At 67.7% G+C, this 12,851-nt stretch carries 11 protein-coding genes; 4 read left to right on the forward strand and 7 right to left on the reverse strand.

What is annotated here, in order from left to right; translation table 11 throughout:
• The first annotated feature begins 3 nt into the window (after window positions 1-3).
• Window positions 4-1,326, forward strand: a complete 1,323-nt coding sequence (locus tag OYT95_RS33880) for an ABC transporter substrate-binding protein (RefSeq protein ID WP_037237430.1) — start codon at window positions 4-6, stop codon at window positions 1,324-1,326.
• A 69-nt stretch (window positions 1,327-1,395) separates the two neighbouring features.
• On the opposite strand, the gene OYT95_RS33885 is transcribed toward OYT95_RS33880, so the two are convergent.
• Genes OYT95_RS33885 through OYT95_RS33900 form a run of 4 tightly spaced genes read right to left on the reverse strand, consistent with a single transcriptional unit; the run spans window position 1,396 to window position 5,562 of the window.
• Entirely contained in the window at window positions 1,396-2,190 is a 795-nt protein-coding gene (locus OYT95_RS33885; RefSeq protein ID WP_037237427.1) for an ABC transporter ATP-binding protein, read from the reverse strand.
• Window positions 2,187-3,206, reverse strand: a complete 1,020-nt coding sequence (locus tag OYT95_RS33890; RefSeq protein WP_037237424.1) for an ABC transporter ATP-binding protein — start codon at window positions 3,204-3,206, stop codon at window positions 2,187-2,189. Before OYT95_RS33890 ends, OYT95_RS33885 begins: the two co-directional genes overlap by 4 nt.
• Window positions 3,199-4,188 (reverse strand): branched-chain amino acid ABC transporter permease, encoded by a 990-nt coding sequence (locus tag OYT95_RS33895; RefSeq protein ID WP_037237420.1) that lies wholly within the window; start codon window positions 4,186-4,188, stop codon window positions 3,199-3,201. Before OYT95_RS33895 ends, OYT95_RS33890 begins: the two co-directional genes overlap by 8 nt.
• Before the next feature lie 3 nt (window positions 4,189-4,191).
• Window positions 4,192-5,562 carry a branched-chain amino acid ABC transporter permease gene (locus tag OYT95_RS33900; RefSeq protein WP_037237418.1) on the reverse strand — a complete coding sequence of 457 codons (1,371 nt, stop codon included), beginning with the start codon at window positions 5,560-5,562 and terminating at the stop codon, window positions 4,192-4,194.
• A 226-nt stretch (window positions 5,563-5,788) separates the two neighbouring features.
• Here OYT95_RS33900 and polA point away from each other — a divergent pair, with 226 nt between their 5' ends.
• Window positions 5,789-8,533, forward strand: a complete 2,745-nt coding sequence (gene polA / locus OYT95_RS33905; RefSeq protein ID WP_037237416.1) for a DNA polymerase I — start codon at window positions 5,789-5,791, stop codon at window positions 8,531-8,533.
• Window positions 8,534-8,552: 19 nt separating this feature from the next.
• Here the strand turns inward: polA and trxA are convergent, their stop codons facing one another.
• Together trxA and OYT95_RS33915 are read right to left on the reverse strand one after the other, a co-directional pair.
• Complete coding sequence (gene trxA, locus OYT95_RS33910) at window positions 8,553-8,921, reverse strand: thioredoxin (protein WP_005247443.1); 369 nt, start codon at window positions 8,919-8,921, stop codon at window positions 8,553-8,555.
• A 73-nt stretch (window positions 8,922-8,994) separates the two neighbouring features.
• Window positions 8,995-9,993, reverse strand: a complete 999-nt coding sequence (locus tag OYT95_RS33915) for a helix-turn-helix domain-containing protein (RefSeq protein WP_037237510.1) — start codon at window positions 9,991-9,993, stop codon at window positions 8,995-8,997.
• A 194-nt stretch (window positions 9,994-10,187) separates the two neighbouring features.
• Here OYT95_RS33915 and OYT95_RS33920 point away from each other — a divergent pair, with 194 nt between their 5' ends.
• The gene (locus OYT95_RS33920) at window positions 10,188-11,093 is read left to right on the forward strand and encodes a DMT family transporter (protein WP_037237414.1); all 906 of its coding nucleotides are present in this window, start codon (window positions 10,188-10,190) and stop codon (window positions 11,091-11,093) included.
• Here OYT95_RS33920 and OYT95_RS33925 read toward each other — a convergent pair whose 3' ends face one another.
• On the reverse strand, window positions 11,094-11,615 hold the full coding sequence (locus OYT95_RS33925) for a 2'-5' RNA ligase family protein (protein WP_037237412.1): 522 nt from the start codon (window positions 11,613-11,615) through the stop codon (window positions 11,094-11,096). It lies immediately after the preceding gene.
• 19 nt (window positions 11,616-11,634) lie between these two features.
• On the opposite strand from OYT95_RS33925, the gene OYT95_RS33930 reads away from it, so the two are divergent.
• Entirely contained in the window at window positions 11,635-12,729 is a 1,095-nt protein-coding gene (locus OYT95_RS33930; RefSeq protein ID WP_037237410.1) for an isocitrate/isopropylmalate dehydrogenase family protein, read from the forward strand.
• Window positions 12,730-12,851: the final 122 nt, after the last annotated feature.

A 12,851-nucleotide genomic window follows, 5' to 3' on the forward strand; every position in this document is an offset into this window, starting at 1 on the left:
TGGATGGCTAAACGGACCCTCGTGCGGGCGGCCGCGGTTCTCGGCGCGGCATCACTCGCACTGGCAGGTTGTAGTTCGGACAGTGGCGACGACTCCGCGAGTGGGAGTGACAGCTCTGCCTCGGCCACCACGGTTTCCACCGACTGCACGCCCGAAGAGGCGGCGGCAGCGGGTGCCCCGTCCACTGCGCCGCTGAAGATCGGAACCCTGCTCCCCGACACGGGAAGCCTCTCCTTCCTCGGACCGCCGATGGTGGCGGGCACCCAGCTCGGTGTCAACGACGTCAATGCGGCCGGTGGAGTTCTCGGCCAGCCCGTTCAACTGATCCCCGGCGACTCGGGCGACACCACCACCGACACGGCGAACACCACCGTGGACCGGGAACTGGCCGCGGGCACCCAGGTGATCATCGGCGCGGCGTCGTCCTCGGTGTCGCTGAAGGTCATCGACAAGGTGTCCAGCGCCGGCGTCGTGATGTTCTCCCCGGCCAACACGTCCGACCAGTTCGTCTGCTACCCGGACAAGGGCCAGTACTTCCGCACCGCCCCCACCGACGTGTTGCAGGCTCAGGCTGTGTCGCAACTCATCTCGGACGACGGCGGCCAGCGCGTGTCCATCCTGGCCCTCAACGACCCGTACGGAACCGGGCTCGCCGACAACATCCAGAAGAACCTCGTCGACGCGGGCATCCCCGAGGATCAGATCCAGAAGATCATCTACGACCCCAACGCGCAGTCCTTCAACTCCGAGGTGGACCAGGTCAAGGACTTCGCCCCCGACGCCGTCGCGGTGGTCGGATTCGAGGAGTCGGCGAAGATCATCACCCGTATGCACGAGGTCGGCATCGGCCCGTCCGACGGCATGAAGGTATACGGCGTCGACGGCAACATGGGTAACGCGCTCGGCGAGTCGGTGGCCGCACCGCTGCTCGACGGCATGCAGGGCACCACGCCCCTCACGGACGTCGGTCCGGCCTTCCAGGATCGTCTCAAGGGCATCAACCCGGGGCTGATCGACTTCAACTACGCCGGTGAGTCCTACGACGCCGTAGTCGTTTCCGCGCTCGCCGCGGAAGCCGCGAAGTCGACGGCCGGTCGCGACATCGCCGCGAACATCAACGCCGTCACCGAGGGCGGAACACCGTGCACGTCGTACCAGGAGTGCCTGCCGCTCGTGCAGGCCGGCACGGACGTCGACTACAACGGCATCACCGGCAAGCTCGACTTCGCCGCTGCGGGCGAGCCGTCGATCGGTTCGTACGGCAAGCTGAAGTTCGGTGCCGACAACAAGCTGACGACGGACGGGTACATCGTCGTCGGCGGGTGATCGCACTCACCTGAAACGGACTGTGGGCCAGGGAAACCTGGCCCACAGTCGTGTCCGGAACCGCCGGGCCTACTTCTTCTCCTGGCTTCCCGCGAGGGTCCCGAGGTACAGCTCGATCACCTTCGGGTCGTGCATCAGGTTGGGTCCGGAGTCGGTGTAGGCGTTGCGGCCCTGGTCCAGGACGTAGCCGCGATCGCAGATCTGCAGGCACCGGCGAGCGTTCTGCTCGACCATGATCACCGAGACGCCCGCCGCGTTGATCCGCTTGCAGCGGATGAACACCTCGTCCTGGAACATCGGGGACAGTCCGGCGGACGGCTCGTCGAGCAGCAGCACGGACGGATCCATCATCAGTGCCCGCCCCATGGCGACCATCTGCCGTTCACCGCCGGACAGGGCGCCCGCCTTCACCTTCTTCCGCTCGACGAGCAGCGGGAAGAGATCGCCGACGAACGCGAATCTCTCCGCGAAGAGCTTGGGCCGCAGATACATCCCCATCTCGAGGTTCTCCTCGATGGTGAGCGACGGAAAGACGTTCTGCGTCTGCGGGACGTAGCCGACACCCTTCTGCACGAGAACGTGGGCGGGTTTGGACGTGATGTCCTCACCGCGCAGGGTCACCGATCCCTCACGCACCGGTATCAGCCCGAACAGCGACTTCAGGAGCGTGGACTTCCCGGCGCCGTTGGGGCCGATGATGCCGACGATCTCACCCTCGCGCAGGAAGAAATTGCATTCGCGGAGGATGTTGACGCCGGGGATGTAGCCGGCCACCACGCCGTCCGCGCGGACGAGGGCACCCTCGGCGAGCCGGGCATGTTCCTCGGGTGTGGCCGCGAATTCCGCTGGGGTCAGTTCGGTCATGGGTTCTCACGCCTCAGCTCGGTGATGTCGGGTTCGGAGAGGTCGCCGCCGGTCTCGAGGGTTTCGGCCTCGGCGTTCTCGAGCGCCTCGGCCAGAACGGCCGTCGCGCCCACCGGATTCCCCTCGTCGTCGAACTCGAGTGCCTGATCGTGGTGGCTGCCCAGATAGGCGTCGACCACCGCGTTGTTGGACGAGAGGTGTTCCGGTGTGGATTCGGCGATCACACTGCCCTGCGCCATCACCACCACCCAGTCACTGATGTCGCGGATGACGTCCATGTCGTGTTCGACGAACACGACGGTCATGCCCTCGTCCCGCAGCGATTTGATGTGCCCGAGCAGGCTCTGGGTGAGCGCCGGGTTCACACCGGCCATCGGCTCGTCGAGCATCACCACGGTCGGCTCGGTCATCAGCGCCCGCGCCATCTCGAGCAGCTTGCGCTGTCCGCCGGACAGCGAGCCGGCGAGATCGTCGGACTTGGTGTCGAGTTTGAACCGCGCGAGCAGTTCGTTGGCTCGTTCGGTGACGGCCCGTTCCTGCGCCTTCCACGTCCACGGCAGAAGCGTGTTGAAGATCCGCTCGCCGCGTTGCCCGGTGGCGCCGAGCCGCACGTTGTCGAGCACCGTCAGCTTCGACAGCGCCTTGGTGAGCTGGAACGTGCGGACGACGCCGCGGCGGGCCACCTGGTGCGGATACATCCGGCCGAGGGACTGGCCATCCATCGACCATGTGCCGCTGTCCGGCCGGTCGAATCCGGTGAGCAGGTTGAACAGGGTGGTCTTGCCTGCACCGTTCGGACCGATCAGTCCGGTGATGCAGCCGCGCTGGATCTCCAGATGCGCCACGTCGACGGCCTTGAGCCCGCCGAACGTCCGGGACACGTTGTCGACCACCATGATCGGGTCGGGTTTCGGTGCGCCGGGGGAGTGCGGGACGCCCGTGAAGATCGAGGCCCGTTCCTCGGCGGTGAGCACGGTGTCGGTCTGCAGATGATCCGGCAGTCTGTGGTCAGGCATTGAGCTGCACCTCCCGCTTGTTGCCCAGTATGCCCTGCGGCCGGAAGACCATCAGCACCGCGATCATGATGCCGAGCAGGACGAACCGCATGGCCCCGACCTGCTGTTCGGTCAGCGGCAGCAGCGGCTCCGGCCCGGAGATGGCCTGCCGCAACAAGGCGTCGGGGATGGCCAGCAGGAACCAGAACAGCATCGCGCCGACCACCGGTCCGAAGACTGTGGCCGCGCCGCCGAGGATGAGGGCGCCGAACGCGAAGAATGTCTGCGCGGTGGAGTAGAAGTCGGGGTTGATCGACTTGGTCTGCAACGCGTTGAACACGCCGCCGAGCCCGCCGATCATGCCGCCGAGGACCAGCGCTTGCATCTTGTAGACGAAGACGTTCTTGCCGAGTGCGCGTGCTGCGTCCTCGTCCTCCCGGACGGCCTTGAGGACGCGGCCCCACGGACTGTGCGTCAGGAGGTACACGAACCCGCACAGCACCAGGACGAGAGTCCATCCGACGACCATCGACCAGAGGTCGTCGCCGTAGAACTTCACGCCGAGGATGTTGTACTGCTTGCCCGAGTCGAACGGGCTGAGCGTGGTGAACGGGTCGGCGAAGCCGAACAGGCCGTTGGTGGATCCGGTGATGGAATCCGAAGCGGTGGAGCGGAATATCAGCCGCAGGATCTCCGACGCGGCGATCGTGACGATGGCGAGGTAGTCGGCCCGCAACCGCAGCGTCGGGATACCGAGGACGACGGCCAGCAGTCCGGCCGCGGCCAGACCGACGAGGATGCCGACCCACAGCGGCTGCTGGTAGGTGACGGTCATGATCCCGACGCCGTAGCCGCCGAGGAGTGCGAAGCCGATCTGACCGAAGTTCAGCAGTCCGGCATAGCCGAAGTGCAGGTTGAGGCCGATCGCCAGTAGCGCGTAGAAGATCGCGGACGGGCCGATCAGCTGGGCGAGCGAGACCTGGAGTGCTCCTGTGATGTCCATGCCTCACCCGATCCTTTGCCGGCTGCCGAGAATGCCCTGAGGCCGAACGACCAGGATGACGATCAAGATGAGCAGTCCTCCGATGTACTTGAGGTCGGGGTTGATCACCAGCGTCGACAGCTGGACGAGCAGACCGACGATCACGCAGCCGAGCAGGGCGCCGTACGCGGTGCCGAGTCCGCCGAGCGTGATGCCGGCGAACATCAGCAGCAGGAGCTTGAAGCCCATCTCCCACTGCACACGGCCGCCGAGTTCGGAGATGCCGAACAGGACGCCGCCGAGCGCGGCGAGACCGCCGCCGAGACCCCACACGAAGCGGATCACCCGTTCGACGTCGATGCCGGACGACGCGGCCAGGTCGCGGTTGTCGGACACCGCGCGCATGGCCTTGCCGATGCGCGTCTTCTGCAGTAGCAGGGCCACTCCGACGAGAACGACGAGACTGATGGCGATGCTCACGAGGTTGGCGTCGGTGATCGCGATCGGACCCCAGTGCCTCTCCACCTGGGCCTGGTAGTCGACGAACGGCTCCGCGCGATCGGAGAAGAAGATCAGGATCAGGTAGCGCAGGGAGATCGCGAGCCCGATCGACACCACCAGCTGCGCGATCAGGCCGGTCTTGCGTTTTCGCAGCGGTTTCCAGATCCCGGCGTTGTTCAGCAGTCCGATCAGGATTCCCACGAAGACCGCGAGGATCGTGGCCGGGATGAGCTGCACGCCGAACGTCACGTTGATCACCCACGCCGCGACCGCGCCGAGGGTGACGAGTTCGCCGTGCGCGAAGTTCGTCAGGCCGGTGGTGCCGTAGATCAGGCTCAGCCCGACACCGGCGATGGCGATGACGAGACCGAACCGGAGTCCGTCGATGGTCTGGCGAATCAGCTTCTCGTAGAACGGGACCGCGGAACCGGTGCGGGCCTCGCCGAACGAGAAGATCACCGTGTTGGTGCGACCGGCCACCACTTCCCGCTGCACCGTGGCCTGCACGCTGACGTCGTCGGGAAGCGAGTCCGCCACGATCTCGAATGTGTACGTGCCGGGCGCGACCTGGAGTTCCCAGCGGCCGTTCGCCTCCGACGTCGCCTTCGCCACCTCGTTGCCCGACGAATCGAGTGCGCGTACCTCGACGTCCGCGAGCCGTTCGCCTGCGTTGTTCAGATTGCCGCTGACCCGCACCGCGTTCTCCGGGGGCGCCGGTTGTGCGCTCGTCGCGGGCGGTGGGGGCGGCGGGGTGGGTTCCTGCGCCGCCGCGGGACCGCCGAAAGCGATCGCCGCGACGAGGCCGAGCAGGACGAGGACGAACGCACGGCCGAGTTGCCGGGTGACCGACCCTCGCCTCGTGCGTTTCCTCGCGGATTTCGGTCGCGTACTCACTGCTGGGAGTCGCTTCCTCACGGTTGGGGCCACGCAGGTCCTCCGGGGACGTGTAGATCGGTCAGGAACATGCGGCGACGGACCCGACTACCGCCCGTGCCGCAATTTCCGGACTCTAACGGCTCCGGTCGCGCGAAATGGGGTTCTCGGATTTCCGGCACGTTTCGGTTGGGTATCGAACCATCCGGCTGATCGGTGTCGGATCCGCTCCCTAGACTGGGCAACCGTGAGCCCTGCAACCACCCCCCGGTCCACCACGTCCCCGACGTCCGGCGCAGCAGCGTCGTCCGACGATCGCCCCACCCTGATGCTGCTCGATGGCCACTCGCTGGCCTTTCGTGCGTTCTACGCCCTGCCCGCCGAGAACTTCAAGACACACAGCGGTCAGGTCACCAACGCCGTCTACGGGTTCACGTCGATGTTGATCAACCTGCTGCGCGACGAACAGCCCAGCCACGTGGCGGCGGCGTTCGACGTGTCCAGGCAGACGTTCCGGGCGGAGAAGTTCCCCGAGTACAAGGCCAATCGCAGCAAGGCTCCGGACGAGTTCAAGGGTCAGGTCGAGATCACCAAGGACGTCCTCGGAGCGCTCGGTATCCCGGTGATGGCCGAGGAAGGCTTCGAGGCCGACGACATCATCGCCACGCTCACCACCCAGGCCGAGGCGCTCGGCTACCGCGTCCTCGTGGTGACCGGCGACCGGGACTCGCTCCAACTGGTCACCGACGGGGTGACGGTGCTCTACCCGAAGAAGGGCGTCTCGGACCTCACCCGGTTCACGCCGGCGGCCGTCGAGGAGAAGTACGGGCTCACACCTGCGCAGTACCCCGACTTCGCGGCGCTGCGCGGCGACCCGAGCGACAACCTGCCGGGCATCCCGGGGGTGGGGGAGAAGACCGCCACCAAGTGGATCAAGGAGTACGGCGATCTCGTCGGCCTGGTCGACAACGTCGACAAGGTCCGCGGCAAGGTCGGTGACGCGCTGCGGGAGAACCTGCCGAACGTCCTGCTCAACCGGGAACTGACCGAGATGGTGCGCGACGTCCCGCTGCCGTACACCCCGGACCAGCTGATGCTCGCGCAGTGGGATCGGGAGAAGATCCACGCGCTGTTCGACGACCTCGAGTTCAAGGTGCTGCGCGACCGGCTGTTCGCCACATTGGCCCCGGTCGAAGCGGAGGCAGAGGAGGGCTTCGAGGTGCGCGGGGGCGCGCTCGATCCCGGTGCGGTCGCGGACTGGCTGGCGGCGCACGCGTCGACGGGCGAGCGTTCCGGTGTTTCGGTGGTCGGCACCCGCACCCCGTACGGCGGTGACGTGACGGCGATCGCCCTCGCGACCGCCGACGGCGAGGGCGCCTATATCGCCACCGCTTCCGCCACCCCGGAGGACGAGAAGGCGCTCGGCGACTGGCTCGCGGACGCGGATCAGCCGAAGGCCCTGCACGAGGCCAAGTGGGCGATGCACGCGCTGCGCGGACGCGGCTGGGTGCTCGGTGGTCTCACCAGCGACACCGCGCTGGCGGCCTACCTGGTGCGCCCCGGCCAGCGGACCTTCAACCTCGACGACCTGTCGTTGCGGTACCTGCGCAGGGAGCTGCGGGTGGAGGAGACCGGCCAGGAGCAGCTGTCGCTGCTCGACGACGCCGACCAGGTCGACGCGGAAGCCGCCGAGACCGAAATTCTCAGCGCCCGCGCCGTCCTCGACCTCGCGGCCGCGCTCGACACCGAACTCGACAACATCGAATCGACGGCTCTGCTGTCGGAGATGGAGCTGCCGCTGCTGGAGGTGCTGGCCGTCATCGAGGCGTCCGGTATCGCCGTCGACGGCACCCACCTGCACGACCTGCAGAGCCGGTTCGCGGCCGAGGTGTCCGAGGCGGCGGAGGCGGCCTACGGGGTCATCGGCAAGCAGATCAACCTCGGGTCACCCAAGCAGTTGCAGGTCGTGCTGTTCGACGAGCTGGAGATGCCCAAGACGAAGAAGACGAAGACCGGGTACACCACGGACGCCGAGGCGTTGCAGAACCTGTTCGAGAAGACGTCGCACCCGTTCCTCGAGCACCTGCTCGCGCACCGCGACGCGACGCGGCTGAAGGTGACGGTCGACGGCCTGCTGAAGACGGTCGCCGAGGACGGCCGCATTCACACGACGTTCAACCAGACCGTCGCGGCCACCGGCCGGCTGTCGTCCACCGAGCCCAACCTGCAGAACATCCCGGTGCGCACGGATGCGGGCCGGCAGATCCGGGACGGTTTCGTCGTCGGCGAGGGCTACGACTCCCTGCTCACGGCCGACTACAGCCAGATCGAGATGCGGATCATGGCCCACGTGTCCGGAGACGAGGGGCTGATCGAGGCGTTCAACACCGGAGAAGACCTGCACAGCTTCGTCGGGGCGCGCGCGTTCGGCGTGCCGATCGAGGAGGTCACGCCGGAGCTGCGCCGCCGCGTGAAGGCGATGTCCTACGGGCTGGCGTACGGGCTGAGCGCGTTCGGTCTGGCTGCGCAGCTCAAGATCTCGACCGAGGAGGCCAAATCGCAGATGGAGGCGTACTTCGCCCGGTTCGGCGGGGTACGCGACTACCTGCACGAGGTCGTGGAACAGGCCCGCAAGGACGGCTACACGTCGACGCTGTACGGGCGCCGCCGCTACCTTCCCGACCTCACCAGCGACAACCGTCAGCGTCGCGAGGTCGCCGAGCGCGCCGCGCTCAACGCCCCCATCCAGGGCACGGCCGCCGACATCATCAAGGTCGCGATGATCAACGTGCAGCGCTCACTGCGCGAGGCGGGTCTGAAGTCGCGGATGCTGCTCCAGGTCCACGACGAACTCGTGCTCGAGGTCGTCGATTCGGAACGGGAACAGGTCGAACAGCTGGTCCGCGACAAGATGTCCTCGGCCATCGAGCTGTCGGTGCCGCTGGACGTGTCCGTCGGCACCGGCCGCAGTTGGGACGCCGCCGCACACTAGGCGGCGGCGGTCCTCCGCCCTATTCGGCCGGCGCCTGCTCGGCGATCTGTTTGCGCACCTCGTCCATGTCGAGGGCCTTGACCTGCGTGACCAGATCCTCGAGCGCCGCGGGCGGCAGCGCACCCGGCTGGCTGAACACCAGCACACCCTCGCGGAACGCCATGATGGTCGGGATCGACCGGATGTTCGCGGCGGCGGCGATGCCCTGTTCCGCTTCGGTGTCGACCTTGGCGTGTACGACGTCGGGGTGCTGCTCCGACGAGGCCTCGAAGGTGGGGGCGAAGGAGCGGCACGGTCCGCACCACGATGCCCAGAAGTCGACCAGAACGACGTCGTTGCCGGTCACGGTCTCGTCGAAGTTCTGCTGAGTCAGAGTCTTGGTGGCCACGAGGGTCCTTTCGTTCGGTTACTGCTGTGCGTGTGCAACGCCGCGTCGCCGCCGATTCTTCCCTGCGGCTTGCTCAGCCGGTGCGCTCCGTGTCCCGGAACGTGCGGCGGTACGCCTGCGGGGTGGTGTGACGCAGCCGCAGGAAATGCTGCCGAAGGACGGCGCCGCCACCGAAGCCGACCCGTTCGGCGATCACGTCCACCGAGAGGTCCGAGTTCTCGAGCAGGTGCTGCGCGGCCAGCACCCGCTGGTCGCTGAGCCATCGGGCCGGTGTGGTCCCGGTCTCGGCCTGGAACCGCCGCGCGAACGTGCGGGGCGACATGTTCGCCTTGGCCGCCACCGCGGTCACCGACAGGTCGAGGGCGAGGTGCTCGGTCATCCAGTCGAGCAGCGGCCCGAGCGTATCGATCGTCGTCGACGGCAGCGGCATCGCCACGTACTGCGCCTGGCCGCCGTCCCGGTGCGGCGGGACCACCATCCGCCGCGCGATCCCGTTGGCCACCCGGCTGCCCTGTTCCTTCCGCACGATGTGCAGGCACAGGTCGATACCCGCGGCGGTGCCCGCGCTGGTCAGGACGGGATCGTCGTCGACGTACAGGACGTTCGGGTCGACGGTGGCCGCCGGATGGAGGTCGGCGAGCCGCTGGGCGTGCCGCCAGTGGGTGGTGCATGTGCGTCCGTCCAGCAGTCCGGCCGCACCGAGCACGAAGGCGCCGCTGCAGAGGCTGGCGACCTTGGCGCCCCGGTCCACCGCGGCCCGGAGTTTGTCGAGCAGGGGATCCATGCACGGGTCGGGCAGCTTCGCGCAGACGAAGGTGCCGTCCGCCTCGGCGTAGGTTCCGCCCGCGGGAACGACGATGAGGTCGGCGTCGTCGAGCCGGTCGAGGTCGTACGGGACGTCGATGCCGTAACCGAAGCGGGTGCGGATCGGTTCCGGTGAGCCGGCGACGAGCGAGAAGTCGTAGGTGGGGAGTCCGTCGTCGGACCGGTCGAAACCGAACACCTCGCAGGCGACTCCGAGCTCGAACGCTTCGGTGAGCGGCATGAGCGGTACGACGACCTTTTTCAGCACCACCCCAGTATGGCAGAAATACGGTCAACAATGTCGTTTCTGCCACTTTTTCTGAGGGGCCGATGGAACCAGGCTGAAGACATGACAATCCTGGTCGTGGTACTCCTCGTGTTCCTGGCGCTCGACGCGCTGGCGCTCGCCGGCCGCACGCCCGACACGCACAACGAAGTCATCCAGCACGGGGACTTCCGGTTTTGAGAGGGAACCTGGCGCTCCAGTACGCGGGCACGGCGCTCGCCTGGGGCGCGAGTTTCCTCTTCATCAAGGTCGGTCTCGAGGGCCTGTCCTTCACGCAGGTCGTGCTGTGGCGACTCGTGTTCGGGGCGGTGACCCTCGGTGCCGTCCTCGGACTCACCCGAACACGGTTGCCGCGCGAAGCGGCGACGTGGGCGCACCTGTCGGTACTGGCGGTCGCCCAGTGCGTGGTGCCGTGGTTGCTGTTCAGCTGGGCCGAGCAGAGCATCAGTTCGGGCCTGGCCAGCATCTACAACGCGACCACACCACTCATGACGATGTCGGTGGCCCTGGCGTTCCTGCCGGGGGAGAAGCTCACGGACGCAAAGCTGTTCGGCCTCCTGCTCGGATTCACGGGGGTGGTCGTGGTGCTGGCGCCGTGGCAGGCGGGGATCATCGGCAGCGTCCCCGCCCAGCTCGCGTGCCTCGGCGCCACCGCGTCGTACGGCGTGGCACTCGTCTACCTGAGGCGGTTCATCCTTCCGCGAGGCGTCGGCACGCCCACCATCGCGTTCATGCAGGTGTCGATCGCGGCAGCCGCCATGCTCCTCGCCGCCCCGTGGGTCGCGAGCACGTCGATGCACCTGACCCCCGCGATCGTCGCGTCCATGATCGGGCTCGGGGCGTTCGGCACCGGGCTGGCGTTCGTGTGGAACACGAACGTGGTCCGCGGCTGGGGGCCCACCGCGGCCTCCACCGTCACCTACCTGACACCGGTGGTCGGCGTCGTGCTCGGCGCGGTCGCACTCGACGAGCACATCTCCTGGAACCAGCCCGTCGGGGCGCTCGCGGTGATCGCGGGAATCGTCGTCACCCAACGGTCTTCGCGCAAGGCCGCCGAGACGGTCGCCGCGGACGCACCGTGATCACGGCGGTGCCGTGACCACCCACTCGCGTTTGGCGTCCCCGTCCCACCGGCGCACCACCGACGCCCGGCCGATGATGTCGCCGCCGTCGAGCAGTCGCGCGGCCTCCGCGATCTGATCGGCCGGGAGTCGCCGCGCGAGGGTCACGTGCGGCGTCCACTCGCCCGGGCGGATGTGCGGCGTGAACTCCGTGGCGTGCGCCGCGAGATCGAACACGCTGCGGTGCAGGGACAGCAGCGCCTTCGACGGCACCACCAACCGGGACAGCGTGACATGCCTGCCGCCGAACATCACGAGCCCGCCCAGCCGGATGTGGAACGAGGGCGTCGCGATCCGGCGGCCCAGCAATTCGTCGATCTCGGGTGGGATGTGGCGTGCCACGAACAGGGTGATGTGGGGCCGATTCGATTCGGCGCGAACGCGAGTGCGGCTGGGCATCCCGGCATCCCACAGGCGTTGCCACTCCGCGCGCACGGCAACGTCGGTCGCTTCGTCGAACAGCAGTTCCACCGACTGGACCATGGTAGGCAATGATGGCCTCATGAGCGGTGCTACGGCAAACATTTCCGATACCCGGATCGGGGTGCTCCTCGGCGACGGCATCGGTCACGAGATCGTCCCGGCCACCCAGCGGGTGGTCTCGGCCGCGGTGACCGCGGCGGGAGGCGACGTCGACTGGGTGGATCTGCCCCTCGGCCTGGGCGCCATCGAGTCGCACGGAACGCCGATCCCCGACTCCACGCTCTCCGCGCTGGACGAACTCGACGCGTGGATCCTGGGCCCGCACGACAGCGCCGCCTACCCGGAACCGTTCCGCGGCCGGTTGACCCCCGGCGGGGTGGTGCGCAAGAGATTCGACCTCTTCGCGAACATCCGCCCCGCCCGCTCGCTCGAGGGCGTCGCCTCGACGGTCCCGGACATGGACCTGGTGATCGTCCGGGAGAACACCGAAGGGTTGTACGCGGATCGGAACATGTTCGCAGGCAGCGGCGAGTTCATGCCGACTCCCGACGTGGCACTGGCGGTCGGCGTCGTGACGAGGAAGGCGTGTGAGCGCATCGCGCACACCGCATTCGCGCTGGCGCGCACGCGCGGCCGCCACGTCACGATCGTGCACAAGGCCAACGTGCTGTCGATGACGACCGGACTGTTCCGCGACGTCTGCAGGGAGGTGGGGGAGCGCGACTACCCGGACGTGCGGATCGACGACGAGCACGTCGACGCCATGACCGCGCACCTCGTCCGCAGGGGACGCGACTTCGACGTCGTGGTGACGGAGAACATGTTCGGCGACATCCTGTCGGACCTGACGGGTGAGTTGTCCGGCTCGCTCGGCACGGCCCCGTCGATCAACAGTTCCGAGACCAAGGTGATGGCGCAGGCGGCGCACGGAGCCGCCCCCGACATCGCGGGCCACAACCGGGCCAATCCCACGGCGCTGATGCTGTCGGCCGCGATGATGCTCGAGTGGCTCGGGGACCGCCGCGCGGACCGGCATCTCGGCGGCGCGGCCCACCGGATCCGCGACGCGGTCCGTGCGACGATCGCATCCGGAGTCGCCACGGCTGACCTGGGTGGACTCGCATCGACCAGTGAATTCACCGAGACGGTCCTCGCCCGGACACTCCGTCGCTGAAACCGCCGCCACGGGCCGGGACAGGCCGTTAATGTTCGGTAACGACGCCCGCAGATGCGGGTGCCGTAACCTACCGTTCGACTATTCGGAGTTCGCGAGTTCTCCGTCGCCGTAGCTCGCTC

Origin of the sequence: Rhodococcus sp. JS3073 (genome assembly GCF_026810085.1) — a bacterium.
Lineage (GTDB): Bacteria > Actinomycetota > Actinomycetes > Mycobacteriales > Mycobacteriaceae > Rhodococcus_F > Rhodococcus_F wratislaviensis.